The sequence below is a fragment of the Lactobacillus sp. 3B(2020) genome (assembly GCF_013487845.1).
GTDB lineage: Bacteria > Bacillota > Bacilli > Lactobacillales > Lactobacillaceae > Limosilactobacillus > Limosilactobacillus alvi.
The window spans coordinates 1,112,659-1,132,665 of sequence record NZ_CP047410.1; the positions used below are offsets into that span (position 1 = coordinate 1,112,659).

Below are 20,007 nucleotides of genomic sequence, written 5' to 3' on the forward strand. Positions count from 1 at the left end.
TTTACCCACCACTAACCGGTGGGATTAAGGCCACTTCGTCAGTCGAGTTTAAAGTGATTTCACTTTGATTTATAAACTCCTGGTTAATTGCTAACCGTGAATTTTCAACGGTTTCTTTTACCAGCGGGTCAAGGGCGATTATTGCATTTTTTATAGCTGCAACAGTTGTATTTGTGGGTAAATCAATTGTTACCACAGGTCCTAACTGATCGCCCAAGAAAGCAAATAACTTAACCGAAATTTTCATTAATTTCCCCACCTTACCTTGTCAGTGTCATATTCCTTTTTCCAGATTGGCACTTCCTGCTTTAGGGTATCGATAATGTACCGACACCATTCAAACGCTTCGGCTCGATGAGGAGCTGCCACGCCAACAAACACCGCAATGTCAGTTAACTTTAGTCGGCCGGTTCGGTGCGCGACAACTACTCGTCCACCAGCGGCTTCAATCGGCTCCGCTAATTTTTCCAACTGGCGTTCGGCCATCGGATGATAAGCACTGTATTCGATTTCCTTAGTTTCGACAGGACCGGTCCATTGGCGGACCGTTCCAACAAACATATCAATCCCCCCATACTCGGGTGCCACTAACTTTTCGTATAGTTCGCCAACCTCAATTGGTTGATCAGAAATTCGTAAGTAGTGCATCCATTCATCACCTCACCTTTAAGAACACTTTCATTATCACAAAGGCGGATTTTAAATTGAATTAGTCAAATCCCCTAAAAAATGACCTTTTGGAAGATGTTATACTAGCATTGATAATCGATGAGAAAGGTTTACTAACATGCAAATTTATATTAACTATGTTTCAATCGATGGCCATAACCTTGAACTCGCAGAATTTCTTCAAGCTCAATTTGATAAAACCAATTCGGTTAGCTTAGGATCTTGTTCACCCCAGACCCTCACTAAACTTAAACCGGGAAACTTATTAATTCTTGTTCCTGCCACTTACGGTAGTGGTGAAATTGCTGCACCGGGTCTTACCATGTACCAAGCCCTTTCAAAATGGCAAGGTCAGGACGTTTATTTTTGGGTCCTCGGGATTGGTGACCAAGGCTACGGTGATGATTTTTGCCAGGCAGTTTTAACCTTTGATCAAGCCTTGGCTCAGACTGGTGCTAGGCGGCTTCAAAGCCCCTTATTATTAGACTACGAATTAGATCAAGCAAATGAAGAGCTGGTTTGTCAGCAACTTAATCACCTGAAGGAGGTTCTTGCCAATGAATAATCAGCGGCCCTTCCTTTTGATTCTGATGCTTTTTCTTTGCCTGCCATTATTTGCATTGATTGCCCTTAGCCTTGGTCGGTTAAACTTTTCTCTGGCCACGGTGATCAAAACCTTTACCAACCCGGGGGCTAACCCCTTGGCCACAAATGTTGTGCAAAACTTACGCTTTCCCCGCGTTCTGGCCGCCTTATTCATCGGCGCCGCCTTGTCGAGTGCCGGAATGGCCTATCAAAAAACTTTTGCCAACCCCCTAGTTTCCCCGGACCTTTTAGGAGTTACGAATGGCGCTTCAGTTGGTGCTGCCATGGCAATTCTTTATGGTGGAGGTGTTTGGTTAACCCAGGGAGCTGCCTTTTTAGGGGGAATCATTGCCGTTGGCCTAGCCCTTTTGATTCCCCGACTCTTACATCAACAAGGAAAGTTAATCTTAATTTTAGCAGGAGTTGTTGTTTCGGGTTTTATGCAGGCGGCTTTAGGACTATTAAAATACTTGGCCGACCCGGATTCCCAGCTTCAAAGTATCGTTTACTGGCAACTGGGGAGTATTGCCAAGATTGATCGGCCAAGTCTTTTAGCCATTTTTCCAATTTTAGTGGTTGGTTTTTTGATTCTCCTGGCCTACCGCTGGCATTTAACCGTTATGGGAACTGGCGAAGCAACTACGCAAGCCGTTGGGATTAATCAAACCTTTGAGCAAGTAATCATCGTAATTGGTGCCACTTTATTAACGGCAAGTGCCGTCTCTTTAAGTGGGACTATTGGGTGGATTGGTTTAGTCATCCCCCATGTTGCCCGGTTATTGGTCGGCGATGATGCCCGCTTTAGCTTGCCGTTATCTGCAATTTTAGGGGGGATTTTTCTACTAGTCATTGATACCCTTGCGCGCACCCTCTCAGCTGGGGAAATTCCATTAAGCATTCTCACCGGTTTCATTGGGACCCCAGTCTTTATCTTAATTCTTGCCACTAGTCACCGGAGGAAGTTACTATGAGCGAACCCCTATTGTGTGTCAATAACCTTTCTTACCAATATCAAGCCAATCACCCCCTCCTAAAAGGGATTAGCTTCCAACTCGCTCGCGGTGAAATCCTTACCCTCCTCGGACCAAACGGAATTGGTAAATCGACTTTACTAAGATGCTTAACTAATTTGACCAACCCAACCGCCGGAAAAATCACCCTTCAAGGTACCAATTTAAGTCGGCTTTCGCACCGCCAGCGAGCTCAACGGATGGCCCTAGTTCCCCAAAACTACCAGGTTAACGCTGATTTAAGCGTCTTTGAATACATTTTGATGGGCCGGATTCCCTATCATTCCTTCTTTGGTGGACCAAGCCCTGACGATTGCCAAATTGCCATTCATTGGTTACAAAAACTGGGAATAGTTGCTTTAAAAGCTCGCCCATTAAACACCTTAAGTGGTGGCCAAATGCAACTAGTTGCAATTACCCGTGCCCTGGTCCAAAATCCGCAACTGCTAATTTTAGATGAACCAATGGCAGCCCTTGATATTCGCCGCCAGGCTCAGGTTTTAGGCTTAATAAAGCACCTTCAGGCAAGTGGAGTAACGATTATTATTACCAGTCACCTGCCAAACCATGCCTTTATTCTAGGTGGTAAAGTTGGCCTTTTAATGCCCAACCAAACTTGGCTAACTGGGCCAGTTGATAAAATCGCCACGGCCAAAAATCTTCAAACCCTCTACCAAACTCCCCTAAAAGTCTTCTATTCACCAAGTTTAAAACGCCAAATTTGTGAAATTGACAGCTTAAATTAATTAAATTCCGGGAATTCCCTTAGTTATATACTATGGGAATATTTTTATATTCTTGTTAGAATAGTAAGCGGATAAGGAGGAGATGTTGTGAAATTATCATCAGTTGAAGTAGCAGTAATGGAAGCTTTAGAACAAGTAATCGATCCCGAGTTAGGGATTGACATCGTTAACTTGGGTTTAATTTACGGAGTTGAAGTTAATGCAGGAAAATGTCAAATTAAAATGACCTTAACGACCCAAGGTTGCCCATTAAGCGATATCTTACATCAAGACATCGTTCGCCAGGTTAAAAAAATTAAGGATATCCAATCGGTTGACGTTCAGTTAGTTTGGTACCCAGTTTGGACAGTTGAAAAAATGTCCCGATACGCATGGATCGCCTTAGGAATGGAGCGTGGATAATAAATGAAAAAACAAATTGATTTTCAAATTCCAATTAAGCAACTCGCTGACCGATATCCTGATTTTGTTGAAATCATGGTTAAGCTTGGTTTCACTAAGATTCAGGTACCGGGGATGTTAAATAGTGTCGGACGCTTCGTTAGTCTCGAAAAAGGCTGCAAGGCTATGAATATCGATCCGGCAAAGGTTAAAGCAACGTTTATTGCGCACGGTTATGAGGTAATTAACAATGACTAGTAAACATACCGCCCTAACCAGACAAAAGACAATTGTAAAAATCTTAAAATCATTGCATAACGGGGGTTCATTTGAGGAAGCCAAGCGAATGTTTAATGAAGAATTTGAATCGGTGGATGTTGCCGAAATTACGGCCGCCGAGCGGCAATTAATCGCCAATGGACTGAATCCGATAGAAATCCAAAACCTTTGCAACGTTCATGCCGAGGTCTTTAAAGGTTCCATTACTGATCAGCAAGCGACCCCGGCTTTTGAGACTCCCGGACACCCCGTTAAAACGATGAAATTAGAAAATACGATCATTTCATCCCTTATCAATGACGAACTACTCCCCTGCCTTAAGAAGTGGCAACAGGATGGAAATAATTCTGAATACTTGGGGCGGATTAAAAAAGCATTAGCGGACCTAGCGACGATTGACCGCCACTATACCCGGAAGGAAAATACCCTTTTCCCGATAATGGATAAGTACGGCATCACCGCGCCACCAAAAGTAATGTGGGGCGTTGATGACAAGATTCGGGGCCTGATCAGTAAAGCCCAAAAACTCGTTAATCAAGATCCATTACCCGATAAATACGCGATTGAGGCAGCAATTGAAAATGCTACCCAAGAAGTGATGGCGATGATCTTTAAAGAAGAAGCCATCATGATTCCAATGATCGATGAAGTGGCAACGCCCAAAGACTGGCAGATCGTTCGGGAAGACGAAGATCAAATTGGCTACACTTTAATTTCACAACCCCTTCCTTGGAAACCCACGGCAGAAGAGTTAGCCGCGGCCCCCAAAAAAGACCAATCAAAACTAGCCAAGGAACTAAATGAAATGGCAATGCAACTAGCAGCTGGTGATCATCAAGTTAACCAGCAAGTAACTAGCAACTCCAACGAACGTGCTCCCCTACCAGAAACGACGCTCCCGGAAAATGAACCGTTTGAAATACAACCAGGTTCACTCAACTTAACCCAATTAATCGCGATTTTTAAGACTTTACCGTTTGACTTAACTTTTGTCGACCACACTGACCATGTTCGTTGGTTCTCAGATACCGATCATCGAATTTTTCCACGAACGGCTAGTGTAATTGGTCGAGCGGTGGTTAATTGTCATCCTCCAAAGAGTGTTGATAAAGTTGAAAAAATTCTCAAGGATTTCCACGCTGGTACTCGAAATAAAGCCGAATTTTGGTTTGAACTCCATCAGAAACGCTTTATTCACATTGAATACTACGCTTTCCATGATGAAACTGGTAAGTACCTCGGTTGCTTGGAAGTTAGTCAAGACTTGACGAAACTACGGAAACTCAAGGGTGAAAAACGACTTTAGATTTAATTTGGAAGGAACAATAATAATTTATGTTTAACGCGTCAAAAGTTAAAAATTCAACCCTCATCGGGGTTGAATTAAATTTGATTTCTCTTTTATTTTCTAGTATTGCCCCGATTTTGAATAAATTCGCTCTGGTCAGTTTGAATCCAATTATTGGAGGCTTTTTTACTTCTTTCTTTGCCATGTTATTAACCGGTGGCGTCGTAATTGCTCAAGCGCACCGGATTGCGATTATCAAAAATCCATGGTTTTTCCTCCTGGGGGCAACCAATGCAGTGGGCGTTCTCCTTCAGTACGTTGCCCTCTCTTTACTAAGCCCGGTTACAGTAACTTTGATCGCTCGGATTTATCTGGTTTATGTTTTCTTCTTGGGATGGTTTTTCTTAAAGGAGGGGCTCCAAGCTTGGGATTACGTGGCAATTATTACATGTATTGCCGGATCGATCCTAGTTTCCGGTGGTCGAGCGCAAGTCGATAGTGCTTGGGGCCTGCTTTGTGCTTTTCTTTATCCCTTCATGTACGCAGCTAACAACGTGATTGCTAAAGCACTTGTCAAGGATACTGCCTCCAGTACTACCCTCTTTTATAATCACCTTGTTTCGGCCGTGGTACTCTTAGTTTGTACCTTCTTTACCCCACAAGTTTGGCAAGGCCTTTCCGCACGGGCGATTGCCTTTAATTTTGGGGGTGCCCTTTGTAATGGGTTTATGTCCCTCTTGCTTTTCTACACTAGCTTAAAGTTCATCACTGCTGGCCATGCCAATATTGTTCGAGCCCTTGGACCACTGGTTGTAATTGCCTATTCTGCATTCTTCTTTCCAATTTCAATCACCCCAAGTATTGTTGGCGGGGCAATCCTCTTGATTATTGCTACAGCCATTGTCACTACTAAGCATCAGAATTAATTTCTCACCTCACCGCGGATGAAAATAACAAAAACGGTTAAAGAGAATTCCAACTGGTTCTCCTTAACCGTTTTTTGTTGCCGTAGTGACCTAATCGAGGGGGTGAAGAAATCTTAAAGATCGGCTACGACAACGTAGGCACAGTCCACTGGACCGTGAACCCCAACCACTAATTCCATTTCAATATCCCCAGAGTTCGAAGGGCCTGAAATAAAATTAATCGCTGAAGTTTGCAAGCCGTCGGCCATCATTGCTTCGTATTTTTCAACTGCTTGCCGGGTTGACCGAACCAGCCCGCTCTTTGGGATCAAAGCTAAGTAATGTTCGGGAAGATAGTTAAAGGCTCGCCCTTGTTCAGGACTGGTAACAACCGTAATTGTCCCGGTATTAGCAATTAAGTAATCAGCAAACCCAATGGCCAAATCAGCTTGATCAGCTGCTTCAGCATTTTTTTGGCGATCACCCGGATCCGTTGACCAGACCGTGGTTTGTTTGACTTCAGGGTTCTTAACCCAATCGCTTAAACCATAATTTGCCCATTTATCATCCTTAAAGCCAGGAAGTAATAAGGTTTCAGCCTGAATATCAGCAAGGTATTGATTTAAGAAGCTTGCCAAATCATCCTTTGCACAGGTATAAAACTTAGCGGTAACCGCTTCACTATTAGCCTTTGCGGTAGCTAATAGTTCTTCTGGACTTTGGTCAGCTAAAACTTGATCTGGAAGATCATTTAATGGTTCAAACGCCTTAACCGTGTGCCGTGGACGACCAGCAGCCTTAGCGATCCGGTTTAAAAACTTTTCGCGGTTCGCTTCACTATTTGCTTGCTCAAGTAAACTAGTCATCTTCTTGGGCCTCCTTTTCCTTAACAATTGGGGCTGGGTCTACCGGCTTGTGATTCTTATACCAGTGACGGAAGTTATTCTTCTTTTCAACTGGCATTGGAATATCTCGAATGTCTGACCAACCATGTACCAGCTTTGGAGCAGCCTTTGGCAAATGATTAATCTTACCGCCTTCGTACATTCCATCAACATCGCCAGGTTCTTTCATCCGGCTAAATGGGGCGGCTCCAGTATGAGCAACTGTCATTGCGGTACCAAAGAGGGCCGGTGAACCTGTCCCAATACCGATTGTCTTCAAGATTAAGTTAGTCATGGAGTGATCCATGTGTTTTTGATCCATTTCAACAATCCGGTGCTTGCGAATTAATTCATGTAACGGAATCTTAACAGGACAGGTTTCAGTACATGCGGCACAAAGAGAACAAGCATATGGTAATTCTTCAAAATTATCATAGCCTCCAAGAATTGGGGAAAGCACCTTCCCAACTGGACCTGGGTAGATCGAACCATACCCCTTCCCACCAATGTGCCGGTAAATTGGGCAAACATTCAAACAGGCCCCACACCGAATACATTGTAAAATTGGTTCAAATTCGGTTCCTAAGGCCCGTGAACGACCGTTATCAACAATGACAACCCAGAAGTCATCCGGGCCGTCAATTTCACCTTGCTTCTTTGGGCCAGAAAAGGTGCAGTAAGTCGTTAGCTTTTGACCAACGGCCGAACGAGCAAGCATGTTATCGAGGACTTCCGCTTCTTTCATCGAAGGAACGATCCGTTCCATTCCCATCACAACCACTTGGGTCTTTGGCATGGCCATGGTAATATCGGCGTTTCCTTCGTTGGTGTCGAGATTAATCATCCCTTTATCGGCAATCGCAAAGTTACATCCAGTAATCCCAAAGTCAGCTTGCATGAAATAGTCCCGGAGATACCCCCGGACAAAGCGCGCTTCGTGGGCTGGCTCATTGTCACCTTCGTAGCCAAGCTTCTTGAATTCAGCTTGGATTTGATCCCGATTCTTGTGCAAGGTAGGAAAGACAATGTGGGTTGGTTCATCCCAATTATCTTCTTGCAAGATAAATTCAGCTAAGTCACTTTCCAACACGTCAACATTTGGAAGCGCTGTTAAGGCCTTATCAATTTCAATTTCGTTGGTAACCATTGACTTGGACTTAACGACCTTATGGGCTTGTTTTTTTACGACTAATTCAGTAATAAAGTCACGGGCTTCCTTTTCAGTTTCAGCGAAGAAGACGTGCCCTCCTTGCTTTTCAACATTCCCCGCAAATTCTTCCAAATAATCCGGTAAGTACTTCAGGGCGTGTTGCCGAATTTGCTCAGCTAAATCCCGCCATTCGTTCCAATGCCCCATTTCTCGCCGGGCCTTGGTCCGCTTAATAAATTGAGCATCTTGTGCCTTGGCAACCGCGGCTTGCATAAAATTATCTTGCTTGGCTTCAGCCACTCGTTCTAAGAATGGCTTGTCACTCGTTGAGATTCCCATATTAGAACACCCCTTCTCCATTAGCCGGGACAACTTCTTCGTCCGTATCGGCTAAGTACTTAATTCGGTTTGGATCAACATTATGGTTCAAAACTTCAGCAATATGCATTACCTTGATGGGGTGGCCTAACCGGTTCATTCGCCCAGCAATATTCATTAAGCAAGATTGTTCCGTCCCAATTAAGATCTCAGCATTAGTATCAACAATGTTTTGAACCTTTTCATCGACCATTGGCCCAGAAAGTTCAGGGTGCTTTGCAGAGAAGGTTCCCCCAAAGCCACAGCAAAGTTGTACGTTCTTAAGCGGAATTCGATCCATATCCTTAACATGATCAAGTAAAACAAATGGCGCCGTCCGTTCGCCAATTAACCGCGTCATGTGGCAAGACCGGTGAACCGTAACCTTGGCATCTAATTCAGCCCCACAATCAACAATCCCGAGAACCCGGTAAATAAATTGACTAAATTCATAAATCTTATTGGCGACTTCCTTGGCTTTGGGACCATAAACTGGGTCATTCTTCAAAATTTCTTCGTATTCCTTAATCATAAAGACACAGGAGCCAGAAGGGCCAACAATGTAGTCAGCATCAATACTGGAAAGGGCGTCAATCTCATTTTTAAAAGTTTTCATACTGCCTTTGGCGTACCCGCTGTTATAAGTTGGTTGCCCACAACATACTTGCTTTTCTGGCATAAAGGTTTCACAACCCAAACGTTCTAAGACTTCCACCATGGCCTGTCCAACGTTTGGAAAAAGTAAATCAACTAAGCAAGTTGAAAATATACATACACGTGGCTTACTCATCGTTACCGTCTAGTCACCGATTAACTAGACTGCCACCCCCTTCTTTTTAATGAGTTCATTTCTTCACGCCTTTATTATACAACTATTCAGCGAATTATAAAACGCTTTTTCACAAGATATAATTCGGTTTTAAGCGCATGATATAAGCATTTTTACGTATTCCAAACAGGAATATTTCACATTCATCATAGGAATATTATGCATTAAAATTCAATTCCGAGAGTGAATAATATCACAGTCGAAGGCGAAAATTTAAATCAAAAATTAAAAACGTTGCCTAACCTAAGCAACTAGCTGCTTCGATTAAACAACGATTAATTCTCTACCTACTTTTCTCCAGCCAAGATCGCATGAGCTTGTTGGTTAGTAAGCTGATAATGGTAATACTTTTGATAGAAATTTTGGGTTTCCTGCGTTAAATTAACCTTTTGCATTTGTTTAGGATGCAACAACTTAGCTGCCCATAACACCTGAAGGGCTTCTTCGCCACTATAACGATCCCACGGGAAAGCTCCCTGCGGATTTCCGTATACTTGGTGGTCTTTAACCGCTTTAAGATTTTTAAAACGGTCATCCTTAGATAAAAGCCGCCGTGCCTGCTTAGTTGACGTCTGACCAATAATAATAACCGTGGGGTCAGCCTTTACTAATTCTTCACTCGTTACTGAGATCATATTCCCAGATTTTTGAATTGCGTTTTGACCTCCGGCTAACTTAATCCATTCATCAACAATCGTCTTTGTTCCATCAACTTTGGTTAAATCGGTAGGATCAACAATGTGTAAAACTGTGGGGCGACTTTGCACCCCGTTAAGGTTTTGTTTGACGAGGTTAATGTTACGATCCAGCGTCTTTAAGTATTGGTTTGCCACTTGAGTAGCATTTCTCCCCAGAACTTGAGCAGTTAACTTAACGGACTTCCTTAAACCAGCAAAGTCCTGGAACATCGCATTTACCACCGGGAGTTTAGCTTTTTGAGCAGTTTTGATTTGAGCTGGATCAGCGGCAATTACCACATCCGGCTTTGTCTTAAGTAACTCTTCAATTTGAATCTCTTGGCCAGCAAACGGGGCTTTCACTTTTGTAATTTGGGGATCAACCGTCTTAAACCACGGGTTTTTTTTGATCATCGGCGTTGTTGCAACCAGTTTCTTTTGACCACCTAATAAAAGAACTACTTCATTATTAGCGTGCCAAAGGTCTGCCACTCGATTTACTTTGCGGGGAATCTTCACTTGTTGGCCACTCATGTCAGTCACTGTATGAGTCTGTGAGGCGTGGGCGGCTGACATTAAGGTTATTCCTAAAATCAGCGCTCCAAGCCCCATCACCGCCTGCAATACTTGTTTTTTCATTTATTTTTCCTCTCTCCAATTTACTTTTGCATCACGACGCTGTGCTGCTTCACGAAGGATATAGCAATGATTAGTTGTTGTTAATTGGGTCGCCTGATACGTAACATGACTGTTTTTTTGTGCAATTACTTCCGTAAAGAAAGTTACTGGCGTTGCCGTTGCAAGTTGCATATGTTCGTTAACCAGCACACGGCTATTTTCTTCGGCAACGACCAAACAATGTACATGAAAAGGCTGGTCCGTTTGTTGAATTACATTGATTTCGACTGGTTGATCAAGCTGAACATTTTTGGGAATGTATAAAAACACACCCGCATTCTGATAGGCCAAATGTAAGGCGGTCAATTGGTTTTGCTCAGCCTGAATAGCCTTTTGCATGTAAAAACGCTCAATTAAACGGGGATGCACCCGAAAAGCATTTGTAAAATCAAGTAAAATTACCCCTTGTTCCCGAAGCTTTTCTGGAAGATTGGTTTCAATGGCCGTCGAATTTACCATTGTGATTCCAAAAGGCGCCGTCGATTTAAGGCCATCCCCCGTCCCAGTTTCCCAGGCTAAACAAGTTTCCGCCGGCCAGTCATCGATTTCAGGCGGGAGCGCCAAGCTTTCACTTGCTTTTAGAGCAGCAATTCGTCGATCAAGTAAATCATATGCTTCTCCATGCTGGAGCGCAGCCATTTCAATTTGCTCTGCCAAGGCTTCATAATCCATCTTTATCAATCCTTTTACCCTGATTTTAATTCTAGCGTAACTAATCATCCCCCAGTTTGATATTAGGCAATCCCCCCAACTTCTGCTAAAATACGGATAAATCTTTAAGTGAGGCTTCAAAATGAAAATTACTTCTGTTCAGTTAAATGATCTCCCAGAAATTCTGCGGATTGAAAACTTAGGATTCAATCCGGCCGAAGCAGGTACCAAAGCTCAGTATCAAGCGCGTATTCAGAACCTAAAAGAAACTTTTTTAGTTGCTCGAACTGAAGATAATACAGTAACTGGTTTTATTGTTGGGCCAATTATAAAGGCCCCTTATATTGAAGACTGGATGTACGAAGCGGATACTCAATCTGAACTTACCCCAGGTGGTACACTTATGATCTTAACCTTGGCGGTTGATCCAGTTTTTCAAGGCCGAGGAATTGGTAGCCGATTACTCGGTGCCATTGCTAAGCAAGCAAAGCAATTTAAATGCCAACGCATCGCTTTAACCTGTTTAGCTGACCGGATCCCCTTTTATGAACGCAACGGCTACCAAAATATGGGGCAGGCCGCTTCAACTCATGCTAACGAGACTTGGTATAATTTAGTGAAAATCCTATAAAAACTTAAAAGACCACTATTTAATCGAGCGATTTTCGCGATTAAATAATGGTCGACTTTTTTATCCAAACAGTAGATTGATTAAATCGTCAACTTGGATATGATAAATTGGCGTTTTCTCTAAGATTGCTTCCAACTGGGGGCGAATTTGCTCTGGTCGAAATGGACGACCAAGCAAGGCGCTAGTTAGCTGATGAGGATCAAGATTGCTGAAAAAATCCCCGGAAATTTTAAGATCACTTAAAACACCGTGTTCAACTGCAATTGATAATTTTACTAGCCCACCCCCAGGGAAATAACGTTTTTTAGTAATTAACGTTGTCGGAACCCGGTCATAGATAAAAGCCGGATTCGCAAAAGTGGCGGTTCGAATTTGGGCTACTTCTACTTTCTGAGTGGTGGTTAAATGGCGAAGGTTTAAGCCATCAACAAGCGGATTAAGTTCCTTTAAAAATTGCTGTTTAAACGTTTCAGTATCCGGGTACGGCAATACCTCTTTTAAGTTAATTACCCGCTGATGAACCGAACTGATATGTTTTGAAATTAGCTTCAACTGATCAACTTGCAACGCTGCGGCCATGGTATCCAAATCAGTATCAAATAATAAACTTCCATGATGGATGACATACCCGTTTAAGTTATACTGCGCATTACCAGAGAATTTACGTCCCTTTATCAAGAGGTCGTTTCGATCTGAACACTCCACAGGGACCTCGATTTGGCGAAATACTTTGCATATCAAGTTTAAAAAGCGACTAAAGTCAATAGTTTGACTTTCTTTTGGGGCAATTAAACTATATTGAAGACTACCAGGATCAGTATAAATCGTTCCCCCACCTGATTTACGCCGAGTAACTGCTAAGTGATACTGATCCGCCAACGCTAAATTTACCTCAGCCAAAGCATCTTGATATTTTCCAATCATGATCGTCGGCGCTGTTGACCAAAGTAAAAGGGTCGTTTCGCCCCAGGCTTGGTTTGCAATCCACTCCTCCAGGGCAAATAGTTCGGTTGCATCGGTTGAATTTGTTGGGAGGTAAAACATTAGCGCTTTACCCCAACTGCCGCAAGTTCTGCACTCGCCTTATAAGAGCTCCGAACCAATGGCGAGCTAGCAACAAACTTAAAACCTTTGGCCATTGCTTGATTATAGTAAGTTTGGAACCGTTCCATTGGGACCCATTCACGTAATTGGTAATGCTTAGGGGATGGTTGAACATATTGACCAATCGAAAGAAAGTCAACCCCGGCTTCGATTAAATCATCCATGGTTTGGTAAACCTCTTCATCTGTTTCACCTAAACCGAGCATAATCCCAGTTTTAACATAGGTACCTTCTAAGGCGTGCTCGTGGGCGTAATGTAAAACCTTTAAGGAGTGATCGTAAGTGGCCCGCCGATCCCGAACTAGCGGGGTAATCCGCCGGACAGTTTCCATATTATGGTTAAAAACATCTGGTTTCGCATCAAGCACCCGTTGCACTAAAGCGGTTTTTCCTTGAAAATCGGGCGTCAAAACTTCGATTGTCGTATGGGGGGAAAGCTCCCGAATTGCCTTAATCACCCGAACAAATTGGTCTGCCCCCAAATCCGGTAAATCATCCCGATCAGTACTAGTTACGCAAACATGTTTTAAGCCAAGTTGTTTAATTGCTTGGGCTACCCGCAACGGTTCTGTCAGATCAACTGGGGCGGGCCGCTTATGCGGAACATCACAGAAATGACAATTCCGGGTACAATTTGGGCCAAGAATCATAAAGGCAGCCGTCCCGGTTCCAAAACATTCCCCGATATTGGGGCAATTAGCTTCTGAACAAACCGTATTTAAATTCATTTTGGAAAGTAAATCACTAACGTGGTCAACTTTCTCTTCATCATACCGAACTTTTAACCAAGCTGGCTTATTTTTATAATCAGCATCCATCATTACCCCTCCTCATGAATCACTAACTTCGAGGACTGCTACGACATCCCCGGCCGAAATTGGATTTCCCTCTTCGACGCGTTGCTCTTTGAGGACGCCGTTATAATCACTTGGAACTTCGCTAATCACTTTTTCCGACTCAACTTCAAATAATATATCGCCTTTTTTTATTTCATCACCAACTTGCTTTTCCCAACTACCAAAAAAGTAATCATCTGACTTGGGACTAAGCTTCGGCATCTTTAATTCTTTTTCCATGACCATTACTCCTTCTAATCTCATAAAAAGACAAAACGTTATCATTGATTCGATTGTATCATGAATATTAGCCCTTGAATAAAGCGCTTTTATACAATCTTGGAATAGCAACTGATTCTCATCAAATTACATAAAAGCCTTTACTAATTCATATTTTTATAAAAAAAGCGATCAACGCACTCTTATTGGAGGTTAACCCGAATATTCCAAATGCGCTGATCGGACTCAGTTATTATAATTTATTTTTGATTTGCTGAAATCAAATGATGTTTTAATAAATATTGACGGGCAACCGTCTTGGCTTTTTCATGCTTAACCGTCACCCGATAATTCATTGCTTGCATCTCGGCCATTGTAATCCGGCCACTTAGTTTGTTTAACTGCTTAACCACTGTTGGATGCTGCTTGGCAAAACTTGTCTTCATTAAGGGAGCCCCTTGATATGGCGGAAAGAAGTGTTGGTCATCTTTTAAGACCACGAGATGGAACTGACGAATTTCTGGATCAGTAGTATAACCATCCACGATTTGAACCCGCTTTTGTGCAATTGCCTGATAGCGCAATGAAGGTTCAAGTGACCGCACCGATCCAATTTGAAGATGATAAGCTTGTTTTAAACCTAGATAGCCATCCTTTTGATGGGAAAAATCAGGATCAAAGGCGGCAGTTAATTGATCGCTCACGCTCGCTAAATCACTAATTGTTTTCAACGAATATTGGTTGGCAACTTCCGGCGTTACCGCTAAATCATAGCCATTTTGATAGGCCATTGGTTTTAGGTAGGTTAATTGTTGCGTTTTCAAATAGTTTGCCGCTTTGCGATAAGCTGCTTGCGGATTTTGGGGAGTCGTTTTCGCTTTGGCGAAAGCTTTTAAGACTGTCCCGGTAAATTCTGGGTAAATATCAATTTGATTACGCTTTAAAGCCTGATATAAGAAGGTTGTTCCCCCAAAGTTTGGCTTTAAGACAACTTTGGCGCTTGGATCTTTCGCTTGAATCAACTCTTTATACATATTGATTAGGATCTCAGGTTCACTTCCCATCTTTCCAGCAATCACGATTTCCGTTTGCGGCTGCGCAAAGAAGTGTTGATAAGTTTTTTGACCTCCCCAACCTATACAGGCCAAAAGAATTAAGCCAAACCCGATTTTAAGGTTCCGTTTCGATTTACCCATTACTTTTAGTAGCACTGAGAAAACTAAAGCTAAGATTGCTGAGAAAACTGCCCCAATCAAAAGTTCCTGATTATTATTTTGTTCGATTCCTAAAACAATGTAAGTTCCAAGTCCTCCCGCCCCAATCAAAGCAGCTAGTGTTGCCGTTCCAATCGTCATGACTAAGGCAATCCGGATCCCGGAGAAAATCAAAGGTAGTGCCATTGGTAATTCAAGTCGACGCAGGCGCATCCACCGCGAAAGCCCCATTGCAATTGCCGCCTCTTCGAGATTAGGATCAATCGTCGTTAATCCCGTATAGGTATTTTGATAAATTGGCATGATCGCATAGGCAACAAGGGCAATTAGGGCCGGTGGATTGCCAATCCCGACTAACGGTATTAGAAGCCCTAACAGTGCTAAACTCGGAATTGTTTGAAAGACTCCGGCAACTTGTAAGGCAATTTCACCAAGCCGGCGATGATCTTTAAAAATCATCGCCAAGGGAATCGCAATCAATGCAGCAATCAGCAAAGCCATAAAAGATAAGGCTAAATGTTGGCCAAGAGCAACTTGGAGCTGATGGTGCTGATTAATTATCATTTGCAATAACTTATCCATCATGCTCCTCCTGCTTTCCTAAGTAGTGTAATAACTTGGATACTTCAAGCTGATAACTTTGATCTTCAAAGTTAAAGCTCAATTTTCCCTCTTTAATTGGTAGTTTAGTGACATCGGCAACCGTTCGAACTTGCGGCACAATTTCAAGGTCCTGCGGTTTTAATTTCAAGGTGGTAATCAAATCAGGAAGTGTGCCTAAACTTGGCTTTGCACTTGCAAAAAAGTTAGTAACAAACGGGGTAGCTGGATAATTAATAATTTCCGTTGGCGTACCAACTTGTAACAAGTGACCTTCATTAATAACACCAATCCGATCTCCTAACCGCAAAGCTTCTTTCATGTCATGGGTTACAAATAGGATCGTCATTTGGTACTGATCATGTAATTTTAAAAGTAACGCTTGCATTTGCGACCGCAGAACCGGGTCAAGGGCACTAAATGACTCGTCCATTAAAATTAACTGTGGCTTAGTCGCTAACGCTCGCGCAATCGCAACCCGTTGCTGTTGTCCACCAGAAAGCTCCGCCGGATAACGATCGATAAAGTCATTCGCTGTTAGGCCCACCGCTCCTAACAATTCAGTCGCGCGTTGAAGACGCTCCAATAAGGAAACCTTCTTTTGTTCCAACTGGATGGTAATATTTTCACCAACCGTCAAATTAGGAAATAATGAGCTTGTCTGCAAAACATAGCCCATTGACAAGCGTAACGTCGGTAAGTCAACTTCATTCACTGACTGGCCATCAATATAAATTTGACCTGACGTTGGAATGGTTAGGCGGTTAATCATCCGGATTAAGGTCGTTTTTCCACTTCCACTCGGTCCAACCAAGACAAACAGTTCGTGGTCTTTGATTGTCAGGCTTAAATTTTCTAAAATCACTCGGGTCCCAAACTTCATTCCCACGTTTCGGTATTCAATCACTGGGGACTCCTTTCTGTAACTATAAAAGTTTCCAATTTTTAACTTTAATTATATTCAAGTGCTGATAATTTGCAACGATTTTATGAATGAGTATAATTAGTGTAACAAAAAAAGATACAGAGGAGGACGATGAAGCTTGAAACCGTCAACCCGTTTTAGTGATGCAATCCATATTTTAGCCTTTATCCAAGTTTATCGCGACAAAGCTACACTTTCGAGTGAAACGATCGCACAAAGCATTGGGACTTCTTCAGTTGTCGTGCGACGACTAATGGGAAAATTAAAAACTGCTCACATCCTAACTACTACTCCTGGATCTCCTGATCCTAAATTAGCCGTTGATCCTCAGAAACTAACCCTATTACAGATTTATCTAATTATTGAGGGTAATTCCCAACTTTTTACAATTGATCCTAAAACCAATCCGGCTTGTATCGTTGGTGGCAACATTCAAACTGTGCTTAGGCATTGTTATCAAACCGCTGAAGAAGCAGCCATGGCAAAACTAAATCAAACTACGCTTCAAGATATTATTAATGCAATTTTAGTCCACCAAGCACAAAAGGAGGTTGACAAAAAATGAAGTATCTTTTAACGGGGGCCAGCGGTCACCTTGGCCAAAAAATTGCTACTGAGATGTTGAAACGGATTTCCAAATCCCAACTCACCTTGATTGTGCATTCACCAAAGAAAGGAAAACCCTTCAAGGAAAAAGGGATGCACGTAGCAGTTGCAGACTATCAAGACCTTTCAACCCTTAATCAAGCTTTTAGTGGCGGCGAGGTTTTAATTTACATTCCTAGCCTTACCTATGACCTTGTAAAACGCATTCAGGAATTTGAAAACGTAATTACCGCTGCTGAAAAGAATGGCATTCGTTCAATTGTCGCAATGAGTTTTATTGCTGATCAAGCTAATAATCCTTTCCGGATGGCGCCCTTCTATGCGTATATGCTACCACGATTAACTGGTAGTCGGTTAAAATTTGCGGTTGTTAAAAACGCCTTATATGCTGACCCCTTGGTTCCATATTTACCTGAATTAATTGAGCGTCAACACTTAATTTATCCTGTTGGACAGGCAGCTCTTTCCTTTATCACCCAGGTTGATGCTGCAAAAGCCTTTGCAGTTATTGCAACAACAAAAGATCTACGGGAAGCTAACCGATCATTTACCCTTAATCAAAGACATCCCCTAACGATGATCGAATTAGGTAAAATCATGACTAAAGTTACCGGTCATCAAATTGGCTATCAACCTGTTTCAGCAACCGAGTTTGCATTAATTTATCATAATGATGGTGGAGCTGAATTAGCATCAATGTACGAAGCAGGAGCCCGGGGACTATTAGCACCCAACTCCAATGACTTTTCGCTGATTACCGGCCATCAACCACAAGGAATGGAAGCTTTCTTAGCAACAAACTATCAGAGTGAATTGAAAAATTAAACCGCCGATTAAGGTTAACGCGGATCAATCTTATCCTGCATTCAACCTTAATTGACGGCTTTTTTTAAAACCGATCCTTCAATCGAGGAATTATTAATTGTGCAACAGCTACTCCTACTAAGCCTTGAAGAAAATTCGTCCCAATTCCTAAAATCCCAGCTGTCCAATTGTAAAGTAAACTATCAGCAAACAAGTAACCAACGACCATAACAAAGGCGCCAACTGCCAAACTTACCCATTGGCCGAGACGGTGTTTACCAAACCGTTGGTAAAGCCAACCAGCTAATAAACCTTCTAAACCGTGGGCAACAAAAGAAAACGGTGCATACTGGGTATATCCAGAAATCAAATCAAGAAAAGCCGTCCCTAAGCCACCAATCAATCCGCTTGGTAACGGTCCAAGTAAGGCGCTAGCAACAAAAATGCTAGCATCAGAAAGATTAATATTGCCATGAGTCCAAGGAATTGGTAATAAGAAAAAGCGTCCAAAAACAATCGTAATTGCTAATAAAATGGCGGCAAAGACCCAACGATACAAACTCTTACTTTTCAAAAGATATTTCCCCCTTTACAATCTTTTCGAGTAACGGCTGCAGATTTAAACCATCTAAGCGTTCCTGGCCTGAAAGTTTTACTGAGACGCTAACTGCAATTGAAACGCCACTTTGGGCTGCTTTAACTGCGTTCCTCAATGGTTGTCCTTGAACTAAATAGCCCAATAAAAGGGCACTGAAGACATCGCCAGTGCCGTAAAAATGACCAGGAACTTGCGGTGAACCGAAGAACTTAACTTCCCCTTTTGCCACAAACAAGACTCCAATTTCATTTTTAAGGTGGATGCCAGTAATAGCGACCGCTAAGTTTGGATTTTCCCTTAGTATCTTTTGAGCACTATGTATTAGAACAGCTTGATTCGGTTCGTTTTTCCAATTTTCACCAACTAAAAAACCTAATTCAGTCCAATTTGGCGTAATGACAGTTGCCAAAGGTAGTAATTGTCGCATTCTTACAATCACACTAGTATCAAAAGTCGGATAAAGTTGTCCGCCATCACCTAAAACTGGATCAATTAAACAGTTGGTTGGCTGTAATTTTGTCAGCTCACTAGGAAGCCAATCTAAAAATTGGGATGGAGCATAACCAACTAAAAGGCCATTAAACCTTACTCCTAACTTCCGCCAATGATCTAAGGTGTTGCGACAATATTCATCGGTCGACAAACCAACGGGCTCACCAAAACCTTCACTTTGCGTAGAGAGGATTGTTGACGGCAACCATGCTGGATGAAGTTGCATGGCATTCAAAAGTGTAATCGCAGCCGATCCCGAAATAGTGTTTAGACTTGCTAAATCTTCAATCACTAAAACTCGTTCCAATTTCTCATCCCTTTCTAATTTTCTTACCATGATATCACAATTAACTAGCAAAAATTACTTTTTCAGAAAGTTAATTAAACAATCAGTTTTATTATCCTGATCGCCAAAAATCATTTAGGTTTTTGACTTTCCATTTGACCTTTAAATTTATTTTAACAAGCTTTGATCAACATTTAATTAAAGTTTGCAAATCTACGATCGTAAATTTTAGACAAATTTATTTTTGATAGTTTGTTGAATAAGATTCATTCTTCTTTATAAACTATCTTGATATAAAGTTGTAAAAGGTTAGGAGCCCTCAATTTTTAGTGGTTTCTGATGATAAATAAAAAGAGAGAGGCTAAGAAAAAACTCGTGTTTCTTCTCAGCCTCTTTGTCATCTCCGAATGTTACTCAGTAACTAAGGTCAAAGCAGTAGCTGAATGGCAGTTGCTCCCTGACGGTCGCACCAACCGATTCAGCCTTGCATGGGCTCACAAACGCCAAACCAGTTGGCTGGTTCGCTCCAAATCAAGGCCTTAGCGGATAAGTGCGAACGAAAGGTCGATTCTAATGAATCAGCCTTCGTCCTTCTTATCCCAA

At 42.2% G+C, this 20,007-nt stretch carries 24 protein-coding genes; 10 read left to right on the plus strand and 14 right to left on the minus strand.

Annotated features, from left to right (window positions below; all coding sequences use genetic code 11):
• Position 1: 1 nt before the first annotated feature.
• Both GTO83_RS05495 and GTO83_RS05500 read right to left on the minus strand, forming a co-directional pair.
• A complete protein-coding gene (locus GTO83_RS05495) occupies positions 2-247 on the minus strand; it encodes a MoaD/ThiS family protein (RefSeq protein WP_180869518.1) in 246 nt (81 codons plus the stop codon).
• Positions 247-648, minus strand: a complete 402-nt coding sequence (locus GTO83_RS05500) for a molybdenum cofactor biosynthesis protein MoaE (protein ID WP_180869519.1) — start codon at positions 646-648, stop codon at positions 247-249. Before GTO83_RS05500 ends, GTO83_RS05495 begins: the two co-directional genes overlap by 1 nt.
• A 139-nt stretch (positions 649-787) precedes the next feature.
• On the opposite strand from GTO83_RS05500, the gene GTO83_RS05505 reads away from it, so the two are divergent.
• The 7 genes from GTO83_RS05505 (at position 788) to GTO83_RS05535 (ending at position 5,884) form a co-directional block, all read left to right on the plus strand.
• The gene (locus tag GTO83_RS05505) at positions 788-1,234 is read left to right on the plus strand and encodes a flavodoxin domain-containing protein (RefSeq protein WP_180869521.1); all 447 of its coding nucleotides are present in this window, start codon (positions 788-790) and stop codon (positions 1,232-1,234) included.
• Positions 1,227-2,225 (plus strand): iron ABC transporter permease, encoded by a 999-nt coding sequence (locus tag GTO83_RS05510; RefSeq protein WP_180869523.1) that lies wholly within the window; start codon positions 1,227-1,229, stop codon positions 2,223-2,225. Before GTO83_RS05505 ends, GTO83_RS05510 begins: the two co-directional genes overlap by 8 nt.
• Positions 2,222-3,010, plus strand: coding sequence for an ABC transporter ATP-binding protein (locus GTO83_RS05515; protein WP_180869524.1), 789 nt, complete (start codon positions 2,222-2,224; stop codon positions 3,008-3,010). Before GTO83_RS05510 ends, GTO83_RS05515 begins: the two co-directional genes overlap by 4 nt.
• 87 nt (positions 3,011-3,097) lie before the next feature.
• Positions 3,098-3,412 (plus strand): metal-sulfur cluster assembly factor, encoded by a 315-nt coding sequence (locus GTO83_RS05520; RefSeq protein WP_370524220.1) that lies wholly within the window; start codon positions 3,098-3,100, stop codon positions 3,410-3,412.
• A 3-nt stretch (positions 3,413-3,415) separates the two neighbouring features.
• On the plus strand, positions 3,416-3,649 hold the full coding sequence (locus GTO83_RS05525) for a DUF1858 domain-containing protein (RefSeq protein ID WP_180869526.1): 234 nt from the start codon (positions 3,416-3,418) through the stop codon (positions 3,647-3,649).
• Positions 3,642-4,976, plus strand: a complete 1,335-nt coding sequence (locus GTO83_RS05530; RefSeq protein WP_180869528.1) for a DUF438 domain-containing protein — start codon at positions 3,642-3,644, stop codon at positions 4,974-4,976. The genes GTO83_RS05525 and GTO83_RS05530 overlap by 8 nt, the downstream gene beginning before the upstream one ends.
• A 29-nt stretch (positions 4,977-5,005) precedes the next feature.
• Positions 5,006-5,884, plus strand: a complete 879-nt coding sequence (locus GTO83_RS05535) for a DMT family transporter (RefSeq protein ID WP_180869530.1) — start codon at positions 5,006-5,008, stop codon at positions 5,882-5,884.
• 113 nt (positions 5,885-5,997) lie between these two features.
• Here the strand turns inward: GTO83_RS05535 and GTO83_RS05540 are convergent, their stop codons facing one another.
• From GTO83_RS05540 to GTO83_RS05560, 5 genes are all read right to left on the minus strand, one after another.
• On the minus strand, positions 5,998-6,729 hold the full coding sequence (locus GTO83_RS05540; protein WP_180869531.1) for a lactate utilization protein C: 732 nt from the start codon (positions 6,727-6,729) through the stop codon (positions 5,998-6,000).
• Complete coding sequence (locus GTO83_RS05545) at positions 6,722-8,236, minus strand: LutB/LldF family L-lactate oxidation iron-sulfur protein (RefSeq protein WP_180869533.1); 1,515 nt, start codon at positions 8,234-8,236, stop codon at positions 6,722-6,724. The genes GTO83_RS05540 and GTO83_RS05545 overlap by 8 nt, the downstream gene beginning before the upstream one ends.
• Position 8,237: 1 nt before the next feature.
• Entirely contained in the window at positions 8,238-9,044 is an 807-nt protein-coding gene (locus tag GTO83_RS05550) for a (Fe-S)-binding protein (RefSeq protein WP_180869534.1), read from the minus strand.
• 326 nt (positions 9,045-9,370) lie between these two features.
• Positions 9,371-10,399, minus strand: a complete 1,029-nt coding sequence (locus GTO83_RS05555; RefSeq protein WP_180869536.1) for an ABC transporter substrate-binding protein — start codon at positions 10,397-10,399, stop codon at positions 9,371-9,373.
• Positions 10,400-11,110 (minus strand): hypothetical protein, encoded by a 711-nt coding sequence (locus GTO83_RS05560; protein ID WP_180869538.1) that lies wholly within the window; start codon positions 11,108-11,110, stop codon positions 10,400-10,402.
• Positions 11,111-11,231: 121 nt separating this feature from the next.
• Here GTO83_RS05560 and GTO83_RS05565 point away from each other — a divergent pair, with 121 nt between their 5' ends.
• Positions 11,232-11,720 carry a GNAT family N-acetyltransferase gene (locus GTO83_RS05565; RefSeq protein WP_180869540.1) on the plus strand — a complete coding sequence of 163 codons (489 nt, stop codon included), beginning with the start codon at positions 11,232-11,234 and terminating at the stop codon, positions 11,718-11,720.
• Positions 11,721-11,780: 60 nt separating this feature from the next.
• Here GTO83_RS05565 and GTO83_RS05570 read toward each other — a convergent pair whose 3' ends face one another.
• The 5 genes from GTO83_RS05570 to GTO83_RS05590 all read right to left on the minus strand — a co-directional run bounded on the left by GTO83_RS05570 (position 11,781) and on the right by GTO83_RS05590 (position 16,600).
• Complete coding sequence (locus GTO83_RS05570) at positions 11,781-12,764, minus strand: lipoate--protein ligase (protein ID WP_180869542.1); 984 nt, start codon at positions 12,762-12,764, stop codon at positions 11,781-11,783.
• Positions 12,764-13,642, minus strand: coding sequence for a lipoyl synthase (gene lipA, locus GTO83_RS05575; protein ID WP_180869543.1), 879 nt, complete (start codon positions 13,640-13,642; stop codon positions 12,764-12,766). Before lipA ends, GTO83_RS05570 begins: the two co-directional genes overlap by 1 nt.
• A gap of 12 nt (positions 13,643-13,654) precedes the next feature.
• Entirely contained in the window at positions 13,655-13,900 is a 246-nt protein-coding gene (locus GTO83_RS05580) for a biotin/lipoyl-containing protein (RefSeq protein ID WP_180869545.1), read from the minus strand.
• A gap of 239 nt (positions 13,901-14,139) precedes the next feature.
• Complete coding sequence (locus GTO83_RS05585) at positions 14,140-15,678, minus strand: ABC transporter permease/substrate-binding protein (RefSeq protein WP_255463092.1); 1,539 nt, start codon at positions 15,676-15,678, stop codon at positions 14,140-14,142.
• Entirely contained in the window at positions 15,668-16,600 is a 933-nt protein-coding gene (locus GTO83_RS05590) for an ABC transporter ATP-binding protein (RefSeq protein WP_180869549.1), read from the minus strand. Before GTO83_RS05590 ends, GTO83_RS05585 begins: the two co-directional genes overlap by 11 nt.
• A 136-nt stretch (positions 16,601-16,736) precedes the next feature.
• Here GTO83_RS05590 and GTO83_RS05595 point away from each other — a divergent pair, with 136 nt between their 5' ends.
• Both GTO83_RS05595 and GTO83_RS05600 read left to right on the plus strand, forming a co-directional pair.
• Positions 16,737-17,183: an Rrf2 family transcriptional regulator gene (locus tag GTO83_RS05595; RefSeq protein WP_180869551.1), complete on the plus strand. Its 447-nt coding sequence runs from the start codon at positions 16,737-16,739 to the stop codon at positions 17,181-17,183.
• Complete coding sequence (locus GTO83_RS05600; RefSeq protein ID WP_180869552.1) at positions 17,180-18,049, plus strand: NAD(P)H-binding protein; 870 nt, start codon at positions 17,180-17,182, stop codon at positions 18,047-18,049. Before GTO83_RS05595 ends, GTO83_RS05600 begins: the two co-directional genes overlap by 4 nt.
• 64 nt (positions 18,050-18,113) lie before the next feature.
• On the opposite strand, the gene GTO83_RS05605 is transcribed toward GTO83_RS05600, so the two are convergent.
• Both GTO83_RS05605 and GTO83_RS05610 read right to left on the minus strand, forming a co-directional pair.
• Positions 18,114-18,602 (minus strand): ECF transporter S component, encoded by a 489-nt coding sequence (locus GTO83_RS05605; protein ID WP_180869554.1) that lies wholly within the window; start codon positions 18,600-18,602, stop codon positions 18,114-18,116.
• Entirely contained in the window at positions 18,592-19,425 is an 834-nt protein-coding gene (locus GTO83_RS05610) for a PfkB family carbohydrate kinase (RefSeq protein WP_180869556.1), read from the minus strand. Before GTO83_RS05610 ends, GTO83_RS05605 begins: the two co-directional genes overlap by 11 nt.
• Positions 19,426-20,007: the final 582 nt, after the last annotated feature.